Below are 26660 nucleotides of genomic sequence, written 5' to 3'. Positions count from 1 at the left end.
AGGCATAATGCCACCCGGAGGAGTGAACGGCATGAAACGCCTGAATATGCAAAGGAAACACAGCAAGCGGCTCGGAAAGAAAGGCTATTGGTCAGGATATAAAAGGGGCCAGGAGCAAGGTAACAGGTTGGGTCAGGCTTCGTTCGGCAAAGTATTTGAAGGCGTCAGTATTATCATTCCGTCCTGCAATCAGCTTCAACAGCTCCGTGCATGCATTCACCGTATTGAGGAGAATACGAGCCATCCTCACGAAATTATTGTAGTGGACTGCGGCTCGACGGACGGGACATCCACCTATTTGCTCCGTAAAAGCATCGCTGTGCGTTATGCGCTGTTAAAAAAGGATGTGCAAATGATAGGTAGCCTGAATCAGGGGCTGATGATGGCAAAAGGCACTACTATTGTGGTACTGGATCAAAACTCCATGGTGACCCCCGGCTGGTTGGATCGGTTGTTAGGGTGTTTACACAGCGATCCGTGTATGGGTGTTGTTGGGCCTGTAACGAATGGTCCATTCAAAGAACAGCAGATCGAGGTTCCTTATATGAACGAAAATGGAGCACGTCAATTTGCCATGACCTTCAATGTTCCCAAACCGGATGCATGGCGAGAGACCGAAAGCTTGGCTGGATTTTGTTTATTGCTGCGCAGAGAGACACTGAAAAAAACGGGCTACTGGGACGAAGGCTGCCACAGTATTGAGGAGGCCCATGCAGATTGGCTACTGCGTGTGCGTTTGTTGGGGATACGTATGGCAATTGCCGGAGATGCTTTTATCCATTATGAAGAAAGAGATCGGGATACGGTGTATGGTTTTCCTCTAACGACCGAAACAAGCGGTTCAATGGAGGAAAGCAGCCGGAACCGATCCTTTTTTGTACAAAAGTGGGGGGATGCGGATAAGCTGTTCCACAACCTGAAATTCAGTACAGCGGAGACGGACGGCCAGATCTCAACAGGTAAGGAAACACACGTATCAGCGGCAAGCTTTTACCCCATCGGAGCGATTGTTCAGGGACCGTCCGGTGTAGTATTTCGGTTAGAGCCGGGAAGAAGGCGGTATCTGCATGGAGTCAGTGCTGCGGGAGGTGAAAACGTGCAACCTGTCAGATTGTCTCAGCTGGACTTGTTGGCACTTCCCTTGGTAGGGAAGCCGGAGGTCACAGTTTCCGGCAGCACTGATGCACCTGTAGCTGAGTCGCCAGAGGAACCCTTGCCTGTGCTGGCGGCTCCTGAGCTGGGGAACATGTCCATGTTGCCCACACTTCATATCCCAGCTCAACGTAAGCGCTGGATCGAGTTACTGTATGCTGAAGGTGGGCAACTGTACCAAATCGGCAACGGCTGGAAAAGACCATTCCTTACCCTCTACGCTGTGATGAGCTGGCGGGCTGAGGACTATCCAATTCAATTTTTGTCCTCCGAAGAATTGTCGGCATTGACGGAGAAGCAGCCTATTATTGCTCCACCAGTGTTGCGAGGGCATTTGTGATGATCGAATAGGCGCTTTTAGGCGGAACCGACTACTCGCTGCGGCATACGCTGTAGTAGCGGAAAGCCCGTAGGTAATTCGTGCGTTCCGCACGGCGGAGCACATAAAGGAGGGGCTTATGCATAACGAGTTAGATGATTTGCTGATCCACATTTCGCACTCGCAGCAGCAGATGTCGAGGTTGTTGGATGCGGAACGGCAGGTGGTTGTGCGCATGGCGCAGATCATACATGAACTGCCAGATGAGGAGCCGCGTTTTGACGGAATTCCGGGCATTCTCGACAGCTCGGGACAAGTAAACAAAAGCATTGTGGCCTATCTGAACGGCATTGCCGATCTTCAGGAAGCAATGGCTGAAATGCTCGTTCGTGTCGTGAAGGAAACGGCATACCCGGAAGAGGAGTAACGTAACAACCGAGGGCAGGGAGTGAACACATGAGTAGGGAACAAGCAATGATTCACATGCTGGACGCAGCCTCCAAAATGCAGCGGAATGTGTCTATGATCCTGGAGGCCAAGGCGGTCGAAGCAGAAAAAGTGCGTAATTGGGCGCTGAACCATCTGGCGCCCCACGCCTTTGACACCGATGAAGAACAGCTGGGGCGACCTTTGGAGATTCACGAGCAAATGGTGGAAATGCTGGAGGGATTAACGCGGCTTCAGACTGGTCTTTGCAGCAATCTCAAAGCATTGCTGGATCAGGATGAGCAGCAGGGTGGCGGCATGGAAGGGATGATGGGAGGCATGGGCTCGGGGGATATGAACTAATGAGCATGAGGCGTGAACGTGAGATCAAGCTGGATATAATGGAGTCTATTGCTGCCAGCCAGCACGCCGTTGCCCGGATGCTGACCAGTCTTGCGGACTTGACGCCCCATGCGGATATGTCGGCTACCCGTCTGGAAGAAACCATTCGTATACTCAGCAACTACCAGGGCGAAATCACGCAAATGTTGGCGGGTATTCCATTAAGACGACAGGTATATGGAAAACCGACGAAGCCGTGGCTCCATGTGCCTGTTCAGAAAAATGAAACCACCACGAGAAAGCAAAGGAGGAATGAAAATGAGCACAAGGTGGGAACGCGCCACTCGGGAAAAAGCCCGCAAAAGACGTAAAGATGCCCGGCGTTCCAGCATTCGCAGATTAAAACGGAGAAGAAGACGTCTGCTTGCTCTAAGACGCCGTAAAAGAGGACATCATTCTGCACGTAGAAGACATCCTCTTTTGCGGCGGCGAAAAAAACCTCAAGCTAACCCGGTGGCAGTCCCTTCTGCGGAGAATCCACAGCCCGGGACTGTTGCATTGGAGCATGATCCGCAGGCATTTCAGCAGGGGTATGATGCAGCTTACAACGAGGGTTTCAATTCAGGCTTTGCCAAAGGTTATGAAGATGGACACCAGGTCGCTTACAAGGCTCAGTAAACTATGCAGAACATCCATGACAGCTAACCCCCGAAGCTACACAGCTTCGGGGTTATTTGCGGTTCGGCAGTTGGACGGGCAAACGCCAATTTTGTCCGGGCAGTGGCAGTCGTCCATGATGCGTTTGACCCCTCCGCATATAGTTTAGGAGTGACAGAAGTTTATCCTACAACAGGACAGGGTGAAGGATGTGAACGATCAACAAAGCGGAAATGAACGCGAAGCGTACCGATGCGGCTATCGGGAAGGACGCAGAATGGGCGGTTGCACGGCTGCTCTGTCACAGGTCGTGGCCATACAGCCTGCTGTTCGTCATTTGAAAGTGTTGTATATTCCGCAAGGTTTCGCAGCTATAGACACAGGTGTGCAAGAAGCATTAGGCCAAATATGCAGCTCATGCGCCATCGGTACGCCTGCTACGATGCTAGCTGACGCCGAGGCTCAACGTCCAGACCTCGTGCTGGTCATGAACGGGCTGCATGTTTTTCCGGCGGATCATCTGGAGCAGGTACAGCAAATACGAGCCCTAGGCATTCGGACGGCCATATGGTTTGTAGATGATCCTTACTTTACGGAGGATACGGCGTTGATCTGTCAATCCTACGATGTCGTATTTACGCACGAAATTTCTTGCCTGCCGTTTTATCGCGATCAGGGAGTAACGAGGGTTCACTATTTGCCGCTGGCTGCGTCAGCTCGTATCTTTTATCCTCGGCGGGTAGAGCGGGAGCATCAGCATGATATTTGTTTCATTGGAAATGCCTTCTGGAACCGTGTGAAGCTATTCGACCACCTAGCTCCCTTCTTGGCGGACAAAAGAGTGCTGATCGTAGGTGGGCACTGGGATCGGCTGACCCGGCGGGATGTGCTGGAACGCTTTATCCGTCCGGGCTTTATGGAGCCGGAAGAGACCGCTCAATATTATAACGGCTCCAAAATTGTCATCAATATGCACCGCCCGACAGACCCCGGACTGGATAATCGGAATACACACCAGCTTTCAGCGGAGTCCATCAATCCTCGGACATATGAAATTTCTGCTTGTGGCACGCTTCAAATGACGGATGTTCGGAAGGATTTGAGCCGTTATTACCGACCAGGCTATGACATTGAAACTTTCTCTGGAGCAGATGAATTGAAAGTGAAGCTGGACTACTATCTCAAGCATGATTGGGAACGCGAACGCATGGCCTGGCGCGCATTGTACACGACTATGCAAAAGCATATGTACTCCAATCGCATGGAAGAACTGCTGGACAAGGCGATGGCCTAAAGTAAACACCATAAACAGTGAGGAGTGAAAGTGATGACGATATCTACGACAGGACCGTATGACCCGGCTGTTCACCAGACGGCGGCAGCCTCCTGGGAAAAGGGGAGAACTGCGGGATTGCATGACGGATACGACGAAGGATATCTGCGCGGCCGTGCTAACGCAATTGTTGCGCGGATGAAAGCAGTTTTCCCTTTTCGACAAATCCATGTACTGTATGTCGTCTCAGGCAAAGGCCTTCCGTATTCTCCGCTGGATGAGGCGGTCATTACCACATTGCAGAGCATGACGGCTCAGGTTACCGTAACAGACCCACGTCAGCCGGTAGGAGATATTGCCGCTCAGCTCCGTCCGAATCTGATGCTGGCACTGGATGGAATGGATCTTCCGTTGGAGCAGGTTACTGCGGTACGCCAGTTGGGCATCCCCACCGCCATCTGGCTAACGGACGATCCGTATTACACCGACACGACGACCAAAATCGTTACGAATTATGATTATGTGTTCACGTTAGAGATGAACTGCATGGAGCTGTACCGTCAGTTGGGTTGCACGTCTGTGCACTATTTGCCCTTTGGAGCATTTCTGACTCACTATTTCCCCCTCAGCTCGCCCGCTTCGGTACGACGTGAGATTGGGTTTACAGGCTCAGCCTACTGGAACCGCATCTATTTCTTTAATCCGATTATGCCGCAGCTCATGGCTCGTAACATTAAAATCAACGGAATCTGGTGGGATCGTCTCCCGGATTATCAGTCGTATGGTGACAAAATTGAGCTGGGTCGCTGGATGTCTCCGGGCGAGACCAATGATTCGTACAACGGCAGCAAAATCGTAATTAATCTTCATCGTTCCCATCAGGATGATTCGGTGAACAACAACTCACTGAAAATTCCGGGGGCTTCGCCCAATCCGCGTACGTTTGAAATTTCTGCCAGTGGCACGTTGCAACTGACAGATACAAGAGATGATCTGGCTCGTTTTTACAAGCCAGGGGAAGAGATAGAGACCTACAGCTCTCAGCAGGAACTGCTGGAGAAGGTTGAGTTTTATTTGACGCATGAAAAGGAGCGTCGTGAGATTGCTCTGCGTGCTCTGGAACGAACCCTGCGGGAGCACACGTATGGTCACCGGATTGACCAACTGTTGTCGGTCATATTTCCATAAGGTGATTCACACGTCCGGTGGTTGCTATTTTAAAGGAGGTGAACTCCGATCAAGCCGAAAATGATGTTATTCAGCCATGTTAGCAACGTCCGCAGTATTACGGGGGCAGAGAAGCTGCTATTGCAATTTTGTCTAGATATGCGTACGTACTTCGATTGTATTCTCGTAACGCCTGGTGAAGGGCGGCTGACCTCAATGGCCCGCAAGCGCGGAATCACCGTTCTGACACAGAATCTGTTCATGCTGCATGGCATGTATACCCCATATGAGGGATTGGCGCAGGATGCGGAGAATTTGCGGACCCATGTGGCGTATGCACCGTTGTTCCAGATGCTTCGGCATGCTCGACCTGATGTGGTGCTGGTCAATACCTGTGTGAACGTCATGCCTGCAATGGCTGCCCATGAGCTTAATATTCCGGTGATCTGGAAAATTACCGAAGTCATTAACCAGAATGCGCATACGCCAGTTTCTGTTTCTATCATTGAGCGCTATAGCCAATGGGTCATCGGCATTTCTCAAGCTGTAATGCGTCCTTTGCATGGTGGGGGACTGACACGTCCGCATACGGTGTTGTCTCCCTGCCGGGATATGGATATGCCGTCTCCCAGAGAGCATGTGCTGGAACGGAAAAGGAAACGTGAAAAACTGGGGCTGCGGGATTTTCATATTTGCATTGGTTATATTTCTTCCTTTATCTACGAAGCCAAAGGGCTGTTACCTTTTGTCCAAATGGCTCTAAAGCTGTGCGAAACCAATTCGCGGTGTCGTTTCTGGATCATCGGCAGCTCGGTGGACTCGGAATATTACGTAAAATGTGTCTCTTTAATCCGCCAATCTCGTTATAGCCGCCGCTTCCAGTTCAATTCATTCGAGGAATCCGTGTCAACGGCCTATAGCGCAATGGATATTGTTGTGATCCCAAGTATGGTGGAAGAAGGCTTTGGTCTGACCGCCCTGGAAGGGCTAGTTTACGGTAAGCCCGTGGTAGCCTTTGCGCAGGGTGGACTTGTGGAATTGATGGAGGCTACCGGAAATACAGATTTTTTGGTAGAGCCGGGCAACAGCGACATGCTGGCGCAAAAAGTGGGCTATCTGCTCGATCATCCCGAGGAAGTGGAACGGATTGGTGTCCGTAACAACAGTGCAGCTACACGTGTATACGGACCTGATTCCTACCGAAGCAGTATGCACCTCATGGTCAGTCAATGGGTATGTCATCATCCGCATTGGTTCCCGTTGATTCAGCAGCCGGGTGGACCTGTATGGACGAGGGAAGGCGAAGGGCTGCGTCAGGTCACCGCTATACCGGAGGGTTATACCAGCACGATTCGAGAATTTCCTGAATCGGTGGTGTGTCAGCTGCCTGTGCTGGGTCTGCCGCCAATCGAATATGCAGCCATTCAGGGCTTGCCACAACCAGCACCCCCTTTACCTGAGTCACCACCCGAATTGCCCCGCGGCAAGCGTAGTATTCGGGCGAGATGGCCAAAGGGCCGCAAGCGTACCAGACTTCGGAATCGCAGGTATAAGAGAAGCGGCGGCAAGAGTCGCCTTAAGAAAATTCACGGGTTCCCGTTGTCGAAGGGACTTTATCCGAAAACCAAGTCCAGACAGAAGCTCAAGCGGAAAATCAAGCACCGGTCACGGCGACACAACGCGCACAAACCGAAGCGAGTCACACTCAAGGCTGGACAGCATACAAAACAACGGTCCGGGTGAACCTACGCCGGACCTTTGAGATGAACGTTAAGCTGGAGCACAGCCAGTCTGCTGGATGGCTATCCTTCATTGAACGCCACAATTCAATGAAACAACGACAGCAAAGGTGGGTTCCAAAACCATGAAAATATTGACCGTGCTCGGCACAAGACCGGAGATTATACGGCTCAGCCTGATCATTCCGAAGCTAGACCGCCATGCAGATGAACATGTGCTTGTGCATACGGGCCAAAATTACACCGAAAGCCTGAGCGGGCAGTTCTTTCGCGAACTGGGACTGCGTGCCCCGGATTATGTACTTCAGGAGAAAGCGGGGACACTGGGCAAACAGTTGTCCGCCATGTACTCGCAGATGGAGGATATTTTAAACAAGGAACGCCCCGATCATGTGCTATTGCTCGGTGATACGAACAGCGCTTTATGTGCCTTACTTGCGGAACGTATGGGTTATCCGGTCGTGCATATGGAGGCGGGGAACCGCTGTTATGATCTGGATGTGCCGGAGGAGAAGAACCGGCGTGTCATTGATGCGATATCTACCATTAATATGCCTTATACGGAGCAAAGCAAGCAGCACCTACTACGCGAAGGCTTCCCAAGCCAACGAATCATACTGACTGGAAATCCGATCTACGAAGTAATGCAGCACTATGAGAAAGAGGTAACCGGTAGTGGGATTTTGAAAAAGTTGGGACTGTCGCCGGGAGAATATTTCCTGGTCACTGCCCACAGAGCCGAAAATGTCGACCATCCACCGCATTTGCTGGCTATTTTAGATGGTCTTAACCGGGTAGCCCAGCAGTTCGGGCAGCGGGTCATTTGCAGTATTCATCCCCGGACTGCCGCCCGGATCGCAAGCCATCCGCCGATCCAGCTTGATCCGCTAGTGGAATTTCACGAACCGTTCGGTTTTTTTGACTTCGTTCTGCTGGAGCGGCATGCCCGCTGCGCTTTGACAGACAGTGGTACCGTACAGGAAGAATGCTGTGTCATGGGGGTGCCGACGGTTACGATGCGCCGGACGACTGAACGGCCGGAAACGGTAGATTGCGGCAGCAATATCGTGTCCGGCCTTGATGGCGAGGTTATAGCAAACGCGGTAGCCATAATGACCGGGATGACCCATAAGTGGCAATGTCCCGCAGGCTATCTGGTGGAAGATGTGTCGGATAAGGTAGTTAAATTTCTGCTTGGAGGGAAACGGCATGTTTGAAAACCAACGTATCTTGGTTACCGGCGGTACCGGCTCCTGGGGGCATGAGCTGGTTGCCCAGTTACTGCCGCGTAACCCCAAAGAGGTCATTATCTTTTCACGCGGAGAATCCAGTCAGGTTGCCATGAACAGGCAGTTTGAGGATGAACGACTCAGCTTCTGTATTGGAGATATTCGGGATAAGGATGCGCTGACTACCGCTTGTCAAGGAGTGGACTATGTATTTCATTTGGCAGCGCTCAAGCACGTACCCGTCTGTGAGGATCAGCCCTACGAGGCACTCAAAACCAATGTCGTAGGCACTCAAAACGTAATCGAGGCCGCTGTCGTTAATCAGGTCAAGAAAGTCATTTATATATCGACCGACAAGGCCGCGAATCCGTCCAATTTTTACGGCATGACGAAGGCAATAGGAGAAAAACTGATTGTTTACGCCAATCTGCTGAATAGCGATACGCGTTTCGTGACGGTGCGCGGCGGTAATGTTTTGGGCACAAACGGAAGCGTGGTGCATCTGTTCCAAAGCCAGATTCGCCAAAAGGGCAAGGTTTCGATCACAGATATGAACATGACGCGCTTCTTCCTAACCTTGCGTGATGCGATCAGTCTCCTGTTCAAAGCCTCGGTGGAAAGTGTAGGCGGGGAAATTTTTATCATGACCATGCCAACCTGCCGTATTTTGGACTTGGCTGAGGTGCTCATTGAGGATTCAGGTGTGGAAAACGTAGAAATTGTAGAAAAAGGTGTGCGTCCCGGTGAGAAAATTCATGAGATTTTGATGAGCGATTTTGAAAGCCTGACGACGGTAGTCTATGACGAGCAATATTTAGTCATTCTCCCAACGCTGAATATTCCTCAATTAAAGGACCGCTATAATCAGTGCCCTCCCGTGTCATTCAGCAGCTTTAGTTCGGAGTTTAATTTGATGTCGAAAGAGGAGATTCGCAGCATTCTCCAAAGCGGGGGGTTCATCAAATGAAGCTGCTTATTTTGGGTGGTAACGGCATGGCGGGCCATGTTCTGGTGAAGTATTTCCAAAACCAGAGCGGGTATAACGTGTTCTACACCACCCGTGATCCCGAAAATAAAGGTGGTCTGCTGCTGGATGTAAAGGACAGCTTTATGGTGGAGCAGCTGGTACGGAGTGTACGGCCAGACGTTATTATTAACGCGGTAGGTGTACTGAATCAGCATGCCGGGGAGGATCAAATTGCAGCATACCAAATTAATGGGTTGCTGCCACATCTTCTCCGGCGGACAGCGGACAGTATCGGTGCCCGATTGGTTCATATCAGCACGGATTGCGTATTCGAGGGAAATCGGGTACCTGGTTTATATAAGGAGACGGATCAACCCGATGGGACAAGTGCCTATGCTTTGACGAAAATACTCGGAGAAGTAAAGGCCGCAGGGCATCTGACTATCCGTACCTCCATTATCGGGCCGGAAATTCGGCCCAGTGGCATTGGTCTGCTGCACTGGTTCTTGCAGCAGAGCGGAGACGTTAACGGGTATCGCCGGGTCTTTTGGAACGGGGTTACGACGCTGGAATTAGCAAAGGCGATACAGGTGCAGATGAATGAGCCGCTGGACGGACTCATTCATCTGGTTCACCCTGAACCGATCAGCAAGCACGATTTGCTGCTGCTGTTCAAAGACATCTGGAATAGGGAGGATATTCGGATCGTGCCGAAAGATGAGCCGGTGCAGGACCGGACGCTTCGTTCTACCCGGGCCGATCTGCTCTACGATGTTCCTCACTACAGCATCATGCTGAAGGAGCTGCTGGAATGGACGGAAGCACAGCGGAACAACGTCGGCCTGTCATAGTCATTACCGGAGCGGCGGGCTATACCGGGATGCATGCCTGCCGCCATTTTGCAAAGCTCGGCTGGGAGGTAGCGGCGCTGACTCGCACTGCCGCTTCCGTCTCAGAACTGATCTTACTGGCTCGCGATGATGAAAATAACAGCCCAGAGGCGGAGACTCGCAACTGTATTACGCCTTATGTGTGTGACTTGCTCGACAAGAAACGTCTGGGCGAAGTAATTAGACAGATTGCTCCGGATTATGTGCTTCACCTGGGTGGTAAAAATTCCGTCCCTGAATCTTGGGAGAGTCCCCTGCTATACATGGAATCCAATGTACTGTCCACCCTGTATCTGCTCGATGTACTGCGACCTTTCCCCAAAGCCAGAATTGTCGTGGCGGGTTCTCGGCTAAAGACGGCTTTGCAGGCTCCGTATCATCCAACACATCCATACAGCCTTAGCAAAAGCCTTCAAGAGGCAGTCGCGCTCTCGTGGGGCGCGCTGTTCGAACAATCCGTCATGCTGGCAGAGCCTTGCAACTTGATCGGTCCGGGTCCATCTACCGGATTTTGTGCATTACTCGCGGGGTATATCGTTCAGACGGAACGTAGGGAGGGGCAGTCCGCAACTGAAACTGTCCCGTTCCGGGTATCTTCCCGACATGCGCAACGTGATTTTCTCGACGTTCGTGATGCCGTTCGCGCATACGGTGTGCTATTGGAACAGGGTGTGCCAGGCCGAGTGTACTCGGTCTGCACAGGCCGCATTGTGGAACTGGGCAATATCGTGGAACGTATGGTTGCGCTGGCCAAAACATCTATTCCCATACAATGGGGGGATGTGGCAGAGTCAGCATCTACCGAGGCATACCGTGCGAAAGAGCTGGAGGACATGGGCTGGAAGCCGACCATACAGCTGAGGCAATCTCTGGAGGATATGATTCAATACCGCCGAGCCGGAAAGGAAGGAACGATATGAGACCGAAAGTAACGATCGTCATTCCCTTTTATAACTGTGCATATGTGGATCAGGCTTTGCAAAGTGCACTAGAGCAAACTTATGGCCCACTCGAGATTATTGTCGTCGATGACGGGTCCACGGAACATGTTGATATGCTTCAGGCCTATCTTCCTTATATACATTATTTAGGGAAATCCAATGGTGGAACAGCCAGCGCTCTGAATCATGGTATCCGACATGCCAGTGGCGATTATGTTGCGTGGCTCAGTTCCGACGATACCTATCATAGGGATAAAATTAACAATCAGGTTTCTTTTATGGTGGAAAACGGTGCGTACATCTCCCATACCAACTTCAATTTCATCAATCAATATAGCCAAGTCACAAGCTACCAGGCAGCCGCCGTGTTTCCGTCTATGACGGAGTTTTACCGTTTTTTTCAACAAGGAAATCCGGTCAATGGATGCACGGTTATGTTTAAAAAGGAGCTGTTTGCACATATCGGTTTGTTTGATGAATTGCTGCCGTACACACATGATCTGGATATGTGGTACCGAGTGATGCTGGCGGGATATCCATTTCCTTTTCTGAACGAGTCCTTGGTTAACTACCGTTGGCATGATGAAATGGGAACCAAAAAATATTGGCCCGCTGTGGAGCGGGAGTACAACATCACCCAAGCACGTTATCGAGATCGCTTCAGTCAGGTATTGAGTGGTTTATCCTCATGAAGCCGAAAGTCTGTCAGGGGGGATTGATATGGTAGATACGGGGATTGTTATGCCACTGTACAAACAGGATATCGGCTATCTGCAAGCTGCAATCTCATCCGTACTAGCCCAGAGCTACAGGGCATTTCGCTTCATCATTGTTATTGACGGAGCGCCGGAAATGGTGGGACCAGCGCTCCACGCAGCAATGGGAGACCCGCGCGTTCAGTTGGTTACACTCCCTCAGAACCAAGGAGTATCCCACGCCCTAAACCGGGGATTCGATGAGTTGTTTAAAGATCCTGGGATCAAGTATGTGACCTGGGTCTCCAGCGACAATGTTTATAATGCTTCCTTTATTGAACGATTGCGGCAAGAGCTGGAGCAGGGGCCAGACTCACTCGGCCTTGTGTTCTCTACCTTCCGCCAGGTTGATGCATGTGGGAACCCGTTGTACGACGAGCAGCATCAACAGGCATTGATCCGGTATCAAAGTCAGCCACATCATGAATTATTGAACGCCAGCATTGTTGGGGTTTCATTTATGTACAAAAGCAAATATGCCCTCCAGATTGGCGGCTATCGGCTGCAACCCGTTGAGGATTATGATTACTGGCTGCGGCTGACCGAGACGTGCAATATGAAATTCATCCCGGAGATCCTGATGGATTACCGGGTGAATTCCACATTTAGTGTATCGGCCGGCCTACACAGCCAAAAGGAGCACCGACGCTGGCGGCGCGCATTCCAAATCGCCAAATATGAGGCGAGAGCACGCCGGGGCATCCCACTTGAAATGACGATTTTAATGCCTGTCACGGATATGGCTCAAGCTGAATCATTGCTGGATAATCTGCTGGAGCAGCACTACAGCAATTGCGTGGTACGGCTGCTGGATTTAACGCCAGAACAGGAAGCTAGCGCTTTCCTGTCGATGATGCTCGACCCTCGGTTAATCGTAACATCACGGCAGCATTATTCGATCCAGGAAGCACTGGTTCAGGCTATTGGTGAAACCACGACTCGCTTTGTTGTATGCTTCGGTGTCAAACCTTATATTGCCGTGACGGATCTACTGTATCTCACGGATTTGTTGCGCCCATTACAGGATACACATGCCTTTTCCTACTATACAGATGACCATTCCACCATCGGCAGCGGACGAGGGGTTCAGTCCGTACCGCCAGAATGGAATTACGTGTATTACACCCACAGATTGCATCAGGCACTGGAACAGGGTGGCTTTTAAATAACAGGGGACAGTGCAGGGATTGTGGTCAGCTCGGACTGGAGAACACGGTGCTCCTGTACAACATTACCAAACTGATCCAGTCCAAAGTTGGAGAGCACGACATTCGCTGGAGCAGCGGAGGCCACGTTGTATTGTACCTCATAGGCAAGAACCCCTTGTATAAAGAAGGTACGGCGGGCAATGGAGTTTGCAGGCAAGTTAACCGATGTCACATACAGTGGTGTCTTGGTATCCGGTACCAGCGAGAAAAAAATTTGGATGGTCACGGTTGCCGCATTTACTGTGTCCTCATTGACCAAGTTCACAACAACATTGGAGCAGGCAGTACCAAAATCTCTAGTGTTCGTCATATAACCGGTTGTAAAAGCCAATCGAATCATCCTCTCAAAAAACAGAATATTGGATAACCCTTGAAGGGATGCTTTTATACTATGAATCTATTGAAAAGAAAGCTTGTATGGTTGTCTCTAGGCTGTGCTGAAAAAAGTACATTTTGATAGAAATACTTCAGGCGTATCTATTTATATAATGAAGGGAATGCTCGCGATGCCTTTGAATTTTCAGGTGACACCCAGCGGCCTGCCCAAATTTGAGCCTAGTGTTGCTGTTAATTTACTGAATCCGAATATTGTTATAGCTGTAGCTGTTGATTTTAGCAGTGGGCCTCCCTTGATTGGACTGTATCGCTCATTGGATGCCGGAGCGAACTGGACGGATACTTTACTGCCAATTCCACCGGGATATACAGGAGCCGAGGCAGGAATGGTAGCCTATCTGTTCCCCAATATTTTTATCGTATCCGCGCATGTATTTCCGGGCAATGAAAACGGGGCTGTCGTGATCTACCGTTCTACGGACGATGGAGCCACCTTTGATCCTCCAGTGGTCATTAACCCGGGCTATGGAGATTACATTAATAATGACTGGACTAATATTACGACGGATAATGCGGGGGCAAGTCCCTATCTCGGGCACGTCTATGTCACGTATAACCGCCAATATAATGTGGATTTTAATGCTCAATCTGCGGCCTTCTACCAGCGTTCCACCGATGGAGGACTAACTTGGGACCGACCGTTAATGCTCTCCAATATCCAATCCTCAACGGAGCGGCCTGAGCCTGCGGTCGACAAATATGGAAGCGTATATGTCAGTTGGATTCGTACGGGACCGCAAACACCAGCTTTTTTTATCCGACGCTCCTTTGATGGCGGGGCAACCTTCAGCGGGGATATTCTCGTATCCAATATAACGCTTGTGCCCAATCCTTTGCCCGTTCCTGGTTATGACTTTCGGATATTGAATTTCCCCAGCTTGGCCGCGGACTGCTCGGGTGTGCCTTCCACAACAAATACGCTATATGCCGTGTGGCAGGACTTTGGTCAGGGATACAGCAATATTTTGTTGTCCAAATCAAGCGATTTTGGCGGTACCTGGAGTGCTCCGGTCATTGTGACAGACAGCCCGCCCGGCTCGCAAAATTTTTTCCCTGCAATTTCAGTGTCGCCCAAGACGGGACTGGTCGTTGTCGTGTACTATACCAATCGCGTGGACGGCTTTAATCTGGATGTGTTCGCCGCAGAGTCGTCCGATGGAGGTAACACCTTTACGAACAGTCGTCTCACGACGACCTCCTTTAACCCGAATGTCGGTGGAGGCGAATCAGAGCTGATCGGTGATTATATTGATGTCGCCATTGTACCGCCGAACAGCTATATTACCGTCTGGACAGATACGCGCACAGGCAGTTTGACGATATTTGCGGGTGTACCGGGGGGTGGAGCCTGATGCCGAACGTACAGCTTACGCCTAACGGAAGGCTGGCCCAGGAGCCGAGTGTAGCTTTCAACCTGCTCGACGGTACCATTGTGTCTGCGGCTATCGATTTTACGACAGGGCCGCCGTTGACGGCGGTATACCGTTCAGGTAACGGCGGTGCCTCTTTCACACAGCAGATTTTACCGCTACCAGCCGGCTATGTAGGGGCGGAATCCCATAGCGTCAGCTACGGTTTTCCCAACTTGTTTGTCATAGCCTGTCACGTATTTACCGCAGACGGTTTGAGCGGTACCATCGCCACTTATGTGTCGAGAGACAACGGTAATACATTTGATCCGCCTGTGATTGCCCAGCGAGGGTATGGGACATTTGTCAATAATGTTGAGGTCAGCGTGAAATTCGATACTTCTCAGGTCAGCTCCTATACCGGAAATATCTATTTATGTTATACGCATCAGTACAATCCTGACTTTTTCGGCGGATCAGTCATGTTCTTCCAACGTTCGCAGGATGGAGGGATCACATGGGGGACACCCGTGGTGCTCACCGCTGGCTCCAATCAGATTACGCGGGGGGAAATCACTGTGAGCATTACAGGGGTGATTTATGTCGGGTACATTGTCACGAATCCGGTTAACCAATATCAGGTCATTGTGTCCTTCAATGGAGGGACAGCATTTAGTTCCTCGCTACCTGTATCTTCTGTGGTCCCGGTTCCGAGTCCGTTGCCCGTGGCCGGCTTTGGTTTCAATGTGCTGCCGGCAGCTAACATTGCCGTGGATCGCTCTACGAGCCCGAATCAGGGAACACTTTATGCGGTCTGGCAGGATAATCGGGCAGGGTATGCTGATGTACTGCTCGCCCGGTCGGTGGATGGTGGATTAAGCTGGACTGCGCCGCAATCGGTGACAGGGACCAGTGCAGGAGCACAGCATTTTTTCCCGGCCATTGATGTTTCGCCTGTGACCGGCGTGATTAAGATCGTATATTATACCAATCAAATAACGACCTCTTTATTAGACGTATTTGTGGCCGAATCAACAGACGGAGGGAATACATTTACGAACCTCAGAATAACAGACAGCTCCTTTAATCCTAACGGGATTAGTCCGGTTCCAGTCGTTACAATCGGTAATTTTATTGATGTAACGATCGTGCCGAATAATGGTTTTTTTGCGGTCTGGACAGATGCGTTATCGGGTTTCCAGCAAATTTACGGAAGCAACGGAATGTAGCTCAGCGTACGAGACAGAGGAGGTGAGGCTGTTTTGAAAATTTTGTTGGCTACGTACTGGCCGATTCCTCATTTGGGTGGCGTATGGCCCTTTATGATGCAAATTAAACGGAGACTGGAGCTACTGGGCCACACGGTAGACTTGATGGGGAACGGACCGGATACACCTAAATACCATATTGTTTTTGAAGATAGGGAGCTACTGAAGGATCAACTGCTGCCCCTGCTGGATACGAAGCTGAATGAATCGGCTGTCCCTGTATTACATTTGGATTCATGGGTGCAGACGGTGGAAAAGGATCGATACTGTATGGAGCTGGCAGCGGCGTATTTCGGGGTCGAGCAGTATGATGTGATTCACACGCAAGATGTCATTGCGACGCGTGCGCTAAGTCGGGTCAAACGCAAAGATAGCGCGTTGGTAGCGAATATTCATGGCTCGCTGGCTCGTGAAGTTATGATGGCTTTGGAGCGGGATCATGAGGAGGGTTACCGTGAGACGCTGATGTGGAAGTATTATTGGGCGCTAGAGCACTATGGCGCTCTATCCGCGGATATTACCATTACGTCTACAGAATGGATGAAACAGACGCTTGTGCGTGAGTTCGAAGTGCCTGAGCAGCAGATTGCTACTTTCCAATACGGATTGGATACCGAGTACTTCTGGGAAGTCCACGCCCGGGGAACAGACATGATACGACCTGAGGGGAAAAAAGTTATCATTTGTCCTTCACGGCTGGTCTATATCAAAGGGCTGCATTATTTAATGAGCGCTCTTGGCTTGCTGAAAGCAAGTCGTACGGATTGGGTTTGCTGGATTGTCGGGGAGGGAGATAAAAGGGAAGAGCTTCAAACACAGGCGAAGGAGCTAGGGCTGGAAGAAGACGTGGTTTTTCTGGGGCATCGTGAAGATGTACCTGCTCTTTTACAACTGGCGGACCTTTTTGTTCATCCAAGCATACAGGACAATCAGCCGTTTTCGGTCATGGAGGCGCAGATTATGGGGCTTCCGGCAGTGGTATCGGATGCAGGCGGACTGCCGGAAATGGTGAAGCATGAACACACCGGACTAGTCTCCCCGGTTGGCGATGTGGAGGCACTGGCAGCTCATTTGCAGCATTTGCTGGCACAGGATGAAGTGCGGATAGTCATGGGAAATCGTGCCAAAGCATGGGGGATCGCGCATTGGTCTCTGGATGTTATGATTGAACGACTCGTGAATATTTATGGGCAAGCGCTGAATCAAGTACGTTGAATACGTTGATTCAATAGTTAGGAGGGAGAGCATGACTTTTCCTGTCGTTGGAGACTTGTACAACCGTATTTTTGAAATCCAGCAGTCACACCCGGATTTGAAGGTCGATTACGCAATATGGAACCGAATTAACACTTCGTTGCCAGAAGATTATACGCTGCCGGACGCTGACATTTTAGAATGTCTGAAGCAATCCGCGCCATGAGAATACAGACCCTATAAAAAGGCAGGTTGGGCTTAAAACTCCCACCTGCCTTTAGTTATTTCAGCTCATTGTCCATCCGGGTTTTCGTCCATCGAATCTACATACACAGAGCCTCGAACCATGAGTGGTCCTGTAACAACAGCACGGCGGTCGGCTGATTGTACGGTCAGGCAGTATACATAAGGCTCTCCCTGTGTTCCCGTTTCCTCATAGATTAACTCGGCAAATCCCTCCTGATAACAGGAATCCTGCAACCAGTCCAGCATAGGTCCCCGCTCATCGTTGCGACGCAATCGAATATCCAGCTCCCCGATATCCCAGTTGAGCAGCGGATTTTCCCATGCCAAAGAGACTTCAATGACAATACGTCCTTCAGCTTCACTTGCAGGAATGATCAATGTAGAGAGCACGCTCTCCTGATCGGTAACCTGAAAAGGCAGTGCATATGTGCCTGGCTCAGCTTTGTTTTGAACTGAATATTTCAACATACCTTCTTCCTCCTCTGCCCGTTCATTAGGGTGTCACGGTAAAATGACTGGCTGTACGCTTAGCGACAACGTTCCCGTTTTCCAAAAATTCAGCCAGGATAAACAGCGTTTCTGGATTGTAAATATTCGTGATCACTCGCAGATAAAACGGATTTTGGGCTGCCTCCATATCCTTGAGTTCTAGCACGGAGTCAGCTTCGGGAGAAGGGCCCAGTCGAAGAAGTTGCCGCCTAAAAACGCCACTGTCATTCCCCATTTCCAGCAACACATCGACGGCCCTCTTTTCACGATTGAAAAAGGTCACATGGCAGCTTTGTATATGGGCGCTGTGGTAAGCGAGATGGTGATCGATGGTTAAAAGAAACACGGACATATGATGATGCCTCCTTGAATTCCGTTAGGTTACCAGCCTTAATATGATATGAAAAATAACCGGGATTGGACTGGATAGTTGTACGCCTCTTTGACAAAAAGCGCATCGGTGTCCAACCCTTTTCGCCGTGCTGTGCATGTAATGTAGAGTGGAACAAACTACGGCCTGAAGTCCCTTTTTCGACTACAGAAGAAGGATAGAGTAGGAACTGAGAGAAGGGTCGTATTAAAAAAGGAGGCACGGCTATGAGACTCGCACAGCTGGCAGGGGAATATGAAGCGGTCTTCAGTCTGGGGCAAAACTGTACACCTGCCATTCAATTGGAAAAGAACCGTTTGCGGCCGTTTGCCGGGGTACTGGATTGGATGATGTCTGACACGCTGTCCGATGTGAACCGCTTGCTTGAAAGTCGGTTTGCCGGATTTATGGATTTGCCCAATTTAAGTGTCGTTGGTACGAGCCAACTGAATTATATGGTCAGAGATATCGCTTATAATGTGATCTCGGTACATGATTTTCCGCAGGAGCGCAATACGTCCTCAGATCTGGTGACCTATCCCGAGTTCAAGGAAAAGATAGACCGTCGTATTGAACGTTTTTTTGCAAAAACACAGATGGCGAAGCGCAGCTTGTTCGTCCGTATGCTGGGAACCTATGAAGAAGTAGAGAAACTGGAACGTATTTTGTCAGGCATGGTAGCGAATGAATTTCGTTTGTTGGTAGTGAATTGTTCCGGCGTAACGGAGTTGACGGAGGTGGATTGGCAGCTTCCGCATGTATGCGCGGTGGAAATCCCTTTTGCCGATGTATGGAATTACAAGAGTGATCCGCATTGGCGTACTCTTTTTAAAGGGATGACCTTGTCTTCGGAAAGGGGAGGGCGTCGTGCTTGAGCGGTTGCAGGGGGATTATGATGCTGTATTCAGTCTGGGTGGACATTGCTTGCCTTCCATTCAGCTGGATAAAAACGGACTGCGTCCCTATGCGGGTCCGCTGGACTGGATGATTTCCGGTAACTTGTCACAGATCAGTCGCTTGCTGGACGCCCGTTTTGCCGATTTTATGGATGTTGACAGTCTACGTGTCACGGGACATGATTACGGCGAACATAACTTCATGGTCGAGGATGCAAACTATGAGATTATAGCGGCACACCATTTTCCGGTTAGCCAAAATACATCGGAGCAGCTGACTTCCTACCCTGCATTCAAAACGACGCTTGATCGCCGCATCGCACGTCTACTGGATCAATTCACGCTTGCGTCCCGTCTGCTACTAGTTCGTCTTGGAGGCAATCGGGAGCAAGCGGTGGAACTACATGATGTGTTATTACAGAGGATTACACATGATTTTCGCTTGTTATACGTGGATTATACAGGGACTGATGGTGTGACGGAGTTGGATTGGGGATTGGAGCGGCTGGTTTCAGTGGAGCTGCCGCCTGAGGATATATGGAACGGTCAGGATGGGATGTGGCGTTATATGCTGGAAAATGTGAGACTGCACGTCTGAGGTGCTGAGATTCCACAGGCACATTATAGATTGTCTTCGGACTGTGCGTGTGCCTGCGCCAAGCTATAGGGAGTCGCATAACATGATGCGAAGGGAAGTCATATGCTTCGGTTCAAAAGGAGGGTGAGCTAGTGAAGGCTTTGGTCACCGGGGGAGCTGGATTTATTGGTTCTCAGCTGGTACGTGCGCTTGCTGATTCGGACATCAGAGTACATGTGCTGGATAATCTGACGACCGGAAATATGGCAAATGTGGACCCGCGCGCGGTCATGCATATTGCGGATATTCGCAGCTCTGAAGCTAGGACGTTGCTGATTCGGGAAAGCCCGGATATTGTGTTTCACTTGGCCGCACAGGCTGATGTGCAGCAATCCATCCATCAACCCGATGAGGACGCGGATGTGAACGTGCTGGGGACGATTCATTTGTTGCAGGCTTGTCATGAAGCTGGTGTGTCAAAATTCATATTTGCTTCCACATCTGGCGTATACGGAGAGCTGCAAAAGCAATGTATACAGGAAGACGATCCCGTGGAGCCGATTTCAGGCTACGGACTGTCCAAGCTGACCGCAGAATCGTATATTCGACTTTTTTATCGGCTGTACGGTATGAACTACACGATTTTGCGTTATGGAAATGTGTACGGTCCCGGTCAGGCTTCGAAGGGAGAGGGTGGTGTTGTCGCTCTTTTTATGGAGCGGCTGAAAAAAGGAAGCCCCTTGCTCATTCACGGCGATGGGACGCAAACTCGTGACTTTGTGTACGTCAAGGATGTAGTTCGAGCGAATATGGCGGCTATTCATGCAGCGGATCAACGCACAGTACATGTAAGTACGGGACGAACGACGTCCATCAATCGACTGGCCTACGATTTACTGAAGCTGCATGGTTCGTCTGTCCGCCCTGTGTATTCACCAGCGCGAGCTGGAGACATTCACCATAGCTGTCTTAGTAACGCAGTCGCCAGACATTGGCTTCGTTGGGAACCGCTATACGGCATTTCTGCCGGTTTACAGGAAACGTATGTGAGTAGTATGGGCTCAGGCAAAGAAGATATGTCGTGATAAAGAGCGCGCAACTCAAGAAAGAGACTGAGGGAATTCTCAGCCTCTTTTTCATTTGAATAGCAATTAGATGTTCTCGCCAGCCAGCTTAAAGGCTTGATCTAGGATAGCTGCACCGTTCCCTCTACCATAAGCCAACGTGTCAATGACATCTACTGGGATACCATAGGGAGCTGCAATTTCGGTGACTGCCTTTTTACGCATCCGCACTTGAGGTCCGAGCAAAATAGCAATCACGGAATCTGTAATGCCTTCCAGCTCTTCCTTGATGGTGCTTTCGGGGATGGCTTCGATGTTCAGCTCTATGGATCTTGCTGCTGCTTCTTTTTTCATTTTAGAAACCAAAATGGATGTGGACATACCCGCAGCACATGCCAAAATAATTTTTTTCATATTTGAGCGCCTCCAGAATTCATTTTTAACTACTTGTACTCTTCATCCAGATCAGCAATAAATGAGCGTTCTTTGATCGCGGCCTGATACCAGTAGCCGGATTTCTTCAAATGTCGACTTCGATCATTGTCCAGGTTAATTTCTACCAGTCCATAGCGATTTTTAAAAGCATTCATGGGAGAAACGTTGTCTGTAAAGGCCCACAGCATATAACCTGTACAGTTGGAGCCCGCTTCTACAGCTTGTAATGTGTAGTACAAATGCTCTGTTATAAAGTCAATACGATAGTCGTCCTGAATGATGTGTTCCTCATTTTTGAAAGCAGCTTCATTCTCAATACCCATACCATTTTCTGCGACAAACCACTCGATATTGTGATATTCGTTCTTAATGCGCATTCCCATATCGTAAATGATTTTAGGATAAATCTCCCAGCCCCGTGACTTGTTCATTCTTTTACCCGGAAGATCAAAATGCTCATAGTAGTAAGAGGGGTGGAAGGGGGTGTTTTCGTTCCACGCTTTACTCTGCGCTTTGACCCGATGGGGATAATAGAGATTGATTCCGACGTAGTTAACGGTATTTTCCTTAATCACGGCCAGATCTTCCGTTGTAGCTTCAAATGCAATATCATGCTTGCCCATGAGATCGAACAATTCTTGTGGGTATTCGCCTTTAATAAGCGGGTCCAGAAATACTCGATTGTAAAATAAATCATACACATGTGCCGCATACTGGTCATGAGGGGCGCTTGATCGGGCATAAGTGACTTCAGGATTCAGAATAACGCCTATTTTAGCCCCGTGCTGACTATAGTTTTTTGCTTTGAAAAGCTGTACGCACTTTGCGGTTGCCAGCGTTTTATTATAGTTCCATTGCATCCACTTCCGCGTATTTTGTTCATAGGGATAGCGAAGGGCATCTAGATAGACACGAGTCTGTACAACAATGGGCTCATTAAACGTAAACCAGTGCTTGACCCGATCGCCGTACCGTTCAAACACTTTTTCCGCATATTTTACAAATAACTCCACTACATGCTTGGAAGACCAGCCTTCATATTTATCCAGCAGGTAGGCAGGGACCTCATAGTGTTCCAGACAAATCATCGGCTCGACTCCGCTTGCAATCAGCTCATCAATGACCCGGCCCATATAATCCGCATACGTTTCATCCACCACTACATTCTCATAATCCGTTAAGAAGCGGGACCAATTAATAGAAGTACGATAATGGGTTAAGCCAATCTGCTTCATCAGCGCAATATCTTCGGTATAGCGATTATAAAAGTCGGTTGCAACCGCGGGTCCATATCCATTGTGCCAGACATAGCGGTCATTTTTGTACCATTGGTCCAGGAATGAGTCCTGGCCTTCTTTTTTACCGCTCCATCCCTCTGTCTGCCAGGCGGAAGCCGCTGCACCCATGATGAAATTCGATGGAATTTGTATCGTATGTTTAGCCATGACATGTTTCTCCTTTTCATTGTATAAAGAATGCGTTTTCAATTAATTAGTGTATTTCTATAGTAGCGCATTATTCAGTCGTTCGCTTGTTGGCAATTTTGACGAACGGGAAATAAATGATAATCGCTACCACAATGCAAACGATCTGAGTGACGACGGCTCCAATGCTTCCACCTGTAGACAGGTAGGCATTAATAATAGGCGGAGTAGTCCATGGAACCATGACGACGGCTTTACCTGCAAATCCAAGCAACGTCGAGAAGTAACCAATCGTTCCTGTGATGAGCGGAGTAATAATGAAAGGGATAGCCATCAATGGATTCAACATAATCGGAAGTCCGAAAATGACAGGCTCATTAATATTAAACAGACCTGGGCCGAGCGAAAGCTTTGTTATTTCCTTCATATCTTCACGCTTGGAAGCGATCATAATACAAATCAAGAGGGCTAGCGTAATCCCTGAACCACCGATACTCATATATACGTCCCAGAAAGGCATCGTAATAATGTTCGGAATGGGCAGTCCTTGCTCATAAGCAGTCATGTTGACAGTAATCGCGCCAAGCAGCAGGGGTTCACGAATGGGCTTTACCATTTGGTTTCCGTGAATACCGATCACCCAGAAGATTTGCGCAACCAGCATCAGCACCAGTATACCTGGCAGTCCCTGTACTACGGCCTCCAGAGGTTTTTGCACCACATTATAGACAGCATCGTACAGATAGAGTCCCGTAAACTTATGAAAAAAGAATCCAAACATGGAGAAGACAGTCACCGTAATAATGGTAGGAATGAGTGCGGAGAATGAAACGGCCACATTGCTGGGAACACTTTCAGGCATTTTGATTTTTAGCTTGTCGGACTTACCCAGTTTGCTGTATAGCTCGACGGACAGGATGCTTATGAAAATCCCTAAAAACAAGCTCTTGGTATCCGTAAATTGACGGGCTATGACGTCTGTTACTTTTTGCATGTCACCGTTAACCATCAACTCTATCGTGGTTGGTGTCACAGAGATAAAACAGATTAAAGCAAGCAAACCGGGGAAAAGATTTTTCTCACCATTAATTTTTCCTAGCTCCAGACCAATCATGAAAACAGCCAGAATGGTAAGGATATTCAAGCTGGCATAGTTAATGCCTGAGAAAATCGGTTTGTACTCAGCCAGGAATGAGAATGGCCTAAAATGGGCCAAACCATTGACTGGGTCCATGACCATATTGGAAATCAGTACAGCAAAGGCCCCGACAATAATAACGGGCATCAATGTGATAAAAGCTGATTTGATCGCTATAATATATTTAAAATTGTTGATTGCATTTGCTACCGATGTGAGGCCGTCAACCAGTTTGTCTTTGAATGCCATGGGATAGCGTCCCTCCCTCTACGATTTCGGTACGAATTGATCCATGCGTTCATACAGGTCTACAAACTCTGAGGCCATATCGCGAATGGTGAGTGCATTCATCAAATGATCTTGAGCATGTACCATCATGACAGACATCTCTGTTTTTTCACCCGCTGCTTCCTTACGGATGATTCTGGTTTGAATCTTGTGGGAGGACACCAGTTCTTTTTTTGCTGAGGCTAATTCTTCTTTGGCTTCACGAAATTTCCCCGCCTTTGCAAGCTCAATCGCCTCCATGGCGGAGCTGCGTGCATTCCCTGCGTATAATATAATTTGGAATACAATCTCTGTATCATCCATGTCCTCCATGTTCACGTCGTGCTCTGTAGATTCATCATGATTCACGTGATCCTCTCTCCTTTCAATCATCTCGTTCGTATGGCTATTATAATTTGGAATCGCTTTCAACATAACACACATTATTTCCTCTTCTTAACGGAAATCAATCGTTCTTCATACTCCTTATGTTCAACTATTTTTATGCAACACTTCTATGAATTCTGTATACGTTTTGCAGCGAATAAGCTGCTGGACGAGCTGTTCATTATTTAAAATTTCAAGCAAGATATGATACATAGTCTGTAAATCTTCTGATTTCGTACGCTGTATACAGAGCATACAAATAAACTGTACCGGCTTGCCATCCCAATCGATTGCTTTTTGTAATGTACAGATGGCCCAAAATGTGGAATCTGCGAAAGGTTCCATCGGATGCGGGATCGCGACCAAGTTGCCAAATGAAGTGGGGGAAACGGCTTCACGCTCTATCACGGATTGCAGTAGAGGGCCTTTTACAAGATCTGCTTCGTGTATTTTTTCGGCTATAAATTCAAGCACTTGGAGTTTGTTCTCAAACTTCTGCTGAAGGAAGACCAATTTTTTTCGTACATACTGCACAGCAGGAAGTCTGACCTCAGAAATGGCTTGTTCAATTTTAGTAATATCAGAACTGCCCAAAAATGTATTCACATGGATCATAGGGATAGAAAGCGGTTCTGAAATGGGGATCGTGCTAATGACAAAGTCCAGTGTATCCAACGGCATTTGTTTCAGCTTATAAAGTTCAGTGGTTCCCACGATATCCAACCTTGAACCGAAGACCGATTGAAGCTTATAATACAGCAGCTTAGCACTGCCGAGTCCAGAAGCACATACGATCATACATCTTTTGGGTGCATCCTCCATTTTCTTTCTTTCCATCGCGACTCCGATATGAATGGCTAAATATCCAATTTCATTTTCCTCGATGTGTATATGAAGCCGCTGCTTGATGACCTCCGCAGCAATGATACCTGCTTCAAAGGCAAGCGGGTAATTGGCTTTGATTTCATCCAGCATAGGATTACGCAAATTCATTCCGTATTGATAACGGTTGATCACTGGTTTGAGGTGAAGGCAAAATGCAATCAGCAATTCTTGATCGTGTTGAATGTTCATCTTCAACTGCTGATCAATTTGGTCTAGTATTTCGATAGTCAGTTCGTAGATATCTTTATCAATGATCTTTTTAATCTCCACTTCATCCATACGTGCACTAACGACGGTCCTTACACCCAACAGGTGAACAGCAATGTACGCAACTTCAACAAGTGGAAAGGAGGGCTTCATGTTTTGTTCCAAGGCGGATACGATCTCAGTCGCCACCCTAAACTCTTTTTGCGCTTCGATTTTTTTCATCTCTTGCGGATAATACGACACATACCTTTCTTCACGAATTCGCTTACATGCTATAGCAATATGAATGACCAGATTGTTCAGGGCAATGTCCGATAACTGAATATCATGGATCTCAATACGATCCAGAATCACTTCTCTTATGAATTCCATCTCTTCGTTAGAGATCAGAGAAGGGTGGGACATCTGCTGCTCGCCTATTTCATCTGTCCTACTGAATATATAGTCGGAAATGCAATAACGCAGCTTGGCCTCATTCCCTTTGACTCGAATACCATGATAGGGTTTATTCTCCAGAGATAGTCCGTAAGTTGCCAGCAGCTTGCGCAGTTCTTTGAGGTCATTCTGTAAAGTGGATCGACTAACATACAGGATCTCGGCTAAATCATCAAGTTTGACATATGCATTGGTAAGCAATAGCTTTTTCATTAAAAAACGATTTCTAGCTTCAGAAGAACTCGCTAATGGATAGGGCCCATTATTTTCATCATCCTTTAATTGCTTCAGCAGATGATGAAATGCTTGTTCGTCCCGAATCTCTAACTTGTAGCCTGTTCCTTTAAGGGGTTTAACTGCTGCTCCATGCTTTGACAACAGCGCACCCAATTCCTTTAAATCCGTTCGTATCGTTCGAGAAGATACCTTCAATGCATTTGCCAAGTGTGCTCCTTTGACCATCTGTTCAGCAACCAATATACGAAGAATATCAAAAATACGCACAACGAGCCCCCTCTCTTAGCTGTTTCTGATGAACAGTATACAACGGTTAGAGCGTAACCAAAAG

The 26660-nt window shown here is 48.8% G+C and carries 29 protein-coding genes; 21 read left to right on the top strand and 8 right to left on the bottom strand.

Annotated features, from left to right (window positions below):
• Positions 1 to 31 precede the first annotated feature (31 nt).
• The 14 genes from MKY16_RS19605 (at position 32) to MKY16_RS19540 (ending at position 13022) form a co-directional block, all read left to right on the top strand.
• Positions 32 to 1492 carry a glycosyltransferase family 2 protein gene (locus tag MKY16_RS19605; protein WP_340956714.1) on the top strand — a complete coding sequence of 487 codons (1461 nt, stop codon included), beginning with the start codon at positions 32 to 34 and terminating at the stop codon, positions 1490 to 1492.
• Between the two features lie 118 nt (positions 1493 to 1610).
• The gene (locus MKY16_RS19600) at positions 1611 to 1898 is read left to right on the top strand and encodes a hypothetical protein (protein WP_013311765.1); all 288 of its coding nucleotides are present in this window, start codon (positions 1611 to 1613) and stop codon (positions 1896 to 1898) included.
• A gap of 29 nt (positions 1899 to 1927) precedes the next feature.
• Positions 1928 to 2260, top strand: a complete 333-nt coding sequence (locus MKY16_RS19595; RefSeq protein WP_029518277.1) for a hypothetical protein — start codon at positions 1928 to 1930, stop codon at positions 2258 to 2260.
• The gene (locus tag MKY16_RS19590) at positions 2260 to 2610 is read left to right on the top strand and encodes a hypothetical protein (protein ID WP_039272663.1); all 351 of its coding nucleotides are present in this window, start codon (positions 2260 to 2262) and stop codon (positions 2608 to 2610) included. Before MKY16_RS19595 ends, MKY16_RS19590 begins: the two co-directional genes overlap by 1 nt.
• Positions 2558 to 2917 carry a hypothetical protein gene (locus MKY16_RS19585; protein WP_039272662.1) on the top strand — a complete coding sequence of 120 codons (360 nt, stop codon included), beginning with the start codon at positions 2558 to 2560 and terminating at the stop codon, positions 2915 to 2917. Before MKY16_RS19590 ends, MKY16_RS19585 begins: the two co-directional genes overlap by 53 nt.
• 181 nt (positions 2918 to 3098) lie before the next feature.
• Positions 3099 to 4190 carry a CgeB family protein gene (locus tag MKY16_RS19580; protein ID WP_029518280.1) on the top strand — a complete coding sequence of 364 codons (1092 nt, stop codon included), beginning with the start codon at positions 3099 to 3101 and terminating at the stop codon, positions 4188 to 4190.
• A gap of 33 nt (positions 4191 to 4223) precedes the next feature.
• The gene (locus MKY16_RS19575) at positions 4224 to 5357 is read left to right on the top strand and encodes a CgeB family protein (protein ID WP_029518281.1); all 1134 of its coding nucleotides are present in this window, start codon (positions 4224 to 4226) and stop codon (positions 5355 to 5357) included.
• 60 nt (positions 5358 to 5417) lie between these two features.
• Entirely contained in the window at positions 5418 to 7079 is a 1662-nt protein-coding gene (locus tag MKY16_RS19570; protein WP_029518282.1) for a glycosyltransferase, read from the top strand.
• A gap of 121 nt (positions 7080 to 7200) precedes the next feature.
• Positions 7201 to 8292, top strand: coding sequence for a non-hydrolyzing UDP-N-acetylglucosamine 2-epimerase (gene wecB / locus MKY16_RS19565; protein WP_209949724.1), 1092 nt, complete (start codon positions 7201 to 7203; stop codon positions 8290 to 8292).
• Positions 8285 to 9271, top strand: a complete 987-nt coding sequence (locus MKY16_RS19560) for a polysaccharide biosynthesis protein (protein ID WP_029518284.1) — start codon at positions 8285 to 8287, stop codon at positions 9269 to 9271. The genes wecB and MKY16_RS19560 overlap by 8 nt, the downstream gene beginning before the upstream one ends.
• On the top strand, positions 9268 to 10122 hold the full coding sequence (locus tag MKY16_RS19555; protein WP_069012647.1) for a dTDP-4-dehydrorhamnose reductase family protein: 855 nt from the start codon (positions 9268 to 9270) through the stop codon (positions 10120 to 10122). The genes MKY16_RS19560 and MKY16_RS19555 overlap by 4 nt, the downstream gene beginning before the upstream one ends.
• On the top strand, positions 10083 to 11081 hold the full coding sequence (locus MKY16_RS19550; protein WP_029518286.1) for an NAD-dependent epimerase/dehydratase family protein: 999 nt from the start codon (positions 10083 to 10085) through the stop codon (positions 11079 to 11081). Before MKY16_RS19555 ends, MKY16_RS19550 begins: the two co-directional genes overlap by 40 nt.
• Positions 11078 to 11794, top strand: coding sequence for a glycosyltransferase (locus MKY16_RS19545; protein WP_340956711.1), 717 nt, complete (start codon positions 11078 to 11080; stop codon positions 11792 to 11794). Before MKY16_RS19550 ends, MKY16_RS19545 begins: the two co-directional genes overlap by 4 nt.
• A gap of 28 nt (positions 11795 to 11822) precedes the next feature.
• The gene (locus tag MKY16_RS19540) at positions 11823 to 13022 is read left to right on the top strand and encodes a glycosyltransferase (protein WP_340956710.1); all 1200 of its coding nucleotides are present in this window, start codon (positions 11823 to 11825) and stop codon (positions 13020 to 13022) included.
• Here the strand turns inward: MKY16_RS19540 and MKY16_RS19535 are convergent.
• A complete protein-coding gene (locus MKY16_RS19535; RefSeq protein ID WP_231109445.1) occupies positions 13019 to 13405 on the bottom strand; it encodes a hypothetical protein in 387 nt (128 codons plus the stop codon). The two genes, MKY16_RS19540 and MKY16_RS19535, sit on opposite strands and share 4 nt — an antisense overlap.
• 166 nt (positions 13406 to 13571) lie before the next feature.
• Here MKY16_RS19535 and MKY16_RS19530 point away from each other — a divergent pair, with 166 nt between their 5' ends.
• The 4 genes from MKY16_RS19530 to MKY16_RS19515 are packed head-to-tail and all read left to right on the top strand — an operon-like array spanning position 13572 to position 17498.
• Complete coding sequence (locus MKY16_RS19530) at positions 13572 to 14813, top strand: sialidase family protein (RefSeq protein ID WP_069012649.1); 1242 nt, start codon at positions 13572 to 13574, stop codon at positions 14811 to 14813.
• Positions 14813 to 16039: a sialidase family protein gene (locus tag MKY16_RS19525; protein WP_029518291.1), complete on the top strand. Its 1227-nt coding sequence runs from the start codon at positions 14813 to 14815 to the stop codon at positions 16037 to 16039. The genes MKY16_RS19530 and MKY16_RS19525 overlap by 1 nt, the downstream gene beginning before the upstream one ends.
• A gap of 33 nt (positions 16040 to 16072) precedes the next feature.
• A complete protein-coding gene (locus MKY16_RS19520) occupies positions 16073 to 17293 on the top strand; it encodes a glycosyltransferase family 4 protein (protein ID WP_029518292.1) in 1221 nt (406 codons plus the stop codon).
• A 31-nt stretch (positions 17294 to 17324) separates the two neighbouring features.
• Complete coding sequence (locus MKY16_RS19515; protein WP_165148594.1) at positions 17325 to 17498, top strand: hypothetical protein; 174 nt, start codon at positions 17325 to 17327, stop codon at positions 17496 to 17498.
• 65 nt (positions 17499 to 17563) lie between these two features.
• Here the strand turns inward: MKY16_RS19515 and MKY16_RS19510 are convergent, their stop codons facing one another.
• On the bottom strand, positions 17564 to 17986 hold the full coding sequence (locus MKY16_RS19510; protein ID WP_029518293.1) for a hypothetical protein: 423 nt from the start codon (positions 17984 to 17986) through the stop codon (positions 17564 to 17566).
• A 25-nt stretch (positions 17987 to 18011) separates the two neighbouring features.
• Positions 18012 to 18359 carry a hypothetical protein gene (locus tag MKY16_RS19505; RefSeq protein ID WP_029518294.1) on the bottom strand — a complete coding sequence of 116 codons (348 nt, stop codon included), beginning with the start codon at positions 18357 to 18359 and terminating at the stop codon, positions 18012 to 18014.
• A gap of 245 nt (positions 18360 to 18604) precedes the next feature.
• On the opposite strand from MKY16_RS19505, the gene MKY16_RS19500 reads away from it, so the two are divergent.
• From MKY16_RS19500 to MKY16_RS19490, 3 genes are all read left to right on the top strand, one after another.
• Positions 18605 to 19252 (top strand): DUF1796 family putative cysteine peptidase, encoded by a 648-nt coding sequence (locus tag MKY16_RS19500; protein ID WP_340956709.1) that lies wholly within the window; start codon positions 18605 to 18607, stop codon positions 19250 to 19252.
• Complete coding sequence (locus MKY16_RS19495) at positions 19245 to 19871, top strand: DUF1796 family putative cysteine peptidase (protein WP_340886304.1); 627 nt, start codon at positions 19245 to 19247, stop codon at positions 19869 to 19871. The genes MKY16_RS19500 and MKY16_RS19495 overlap by 8 nt, the downstream gene beginning before the upstream one ends.
• A 131-nt stretch (positions 19872 to 20002) precedes the next feature.
• On the top strand, positions 20003 to 20935 hold the full coding sequence (locus MKY16_RS19490) for an NAD-dependent epimerase/dehydratase family protein (protein WP_029518297.1): 933 nt from the start codon (positions 20003 to 20005) through the stop codon (positions 20933 to 20935).
• Between the two features lie 66 nt (positions 20936 to 21001).
• Here MKY16_RS19490 and MKY16_RS19485 read toward each other — a convergent pair whose 3' ends face one another.
• The 5 genes from MKY16_RS19485 to MKY16_RS19465 form a co-directional block, all read right to left on the bottom strand.
• A complete protein-coding gene (locus MKY16_RS19485) occupies positions 21002 to 21328 on the bottom strand; it encodes a PTS sugar transporter subunit IIB (RefSeq protein WP_029518298.1) in 327 nt (108 codons plus the stop codon).
• A gap of 29 nt (positions 21329 to 21357) precedes the next feature.
• Complete coding sequence (locus MKY16_RS19480) at positions 21358 to 22794, bottom strand: glycoside hydrolase family 1 protein (protein ID WP_340956708.1); 1437 nt, start codon at positions 22792 to 22794, stop codon at positions 21358 to 21360.
• A 70-nt stretch (positions 22795 to 22864) separates the two neighbouring features.
• A complete protein-coding gene (locus tag MKY16_RS19475; protein ID WP_029518300.1) occupies positions 22865 to 24160 on the bottom strand; it encodes a PTS sugar transporter subunit IIC in 1296 nt (431 codons plus the stop codon).
• Between the two features lie 18 nt (positions 24161 to 24178).
• On the bottom strand, positions 24179 to 24547 hold the full coding sequence (locus tag MKY16_RS19470) for a PTS lactose/cellobiose transporter subunit IIA (RefSeq protein ID WP_029518301.1): 369 nt from the start codon (positions 24545 to 24547) through the stop codon (positions 24179 to 24181).
• A 123-nt stretch (positions 24548 to 24670) separates the two neighbouring features.
• Positions 24671 to 26596 carry a BglG family transcription antiterminator gene (locus tag MKY16_RS19465; RefSeq protein WP_081317619.1) on the bottom strand — a complete coding sequence of 642 codons (1926 nt, stop codon included), beginning with the start codon at positions 26594 to 26596 and terminating at the stop codon, positions 24671 to 24673.
• Positions 26597 to 26660: the final 64 nt, after the last annotated feature.

This window comes from Paenibacillus sp. FSL L8-0641, assembly GCF_038006265.1.
Classification (GTDB): Bacteria; Bacillota; Bacilli; order Paenibacillales; family Paenibacillaceae; genus Paenibacillus; species Paenibacillus polymyxa_D.
The sequence above is the reverse complement of the archived record's forward strand: the minus strand, read 5'-3'. Positions and strand labels throughout refer to the sequence as shown.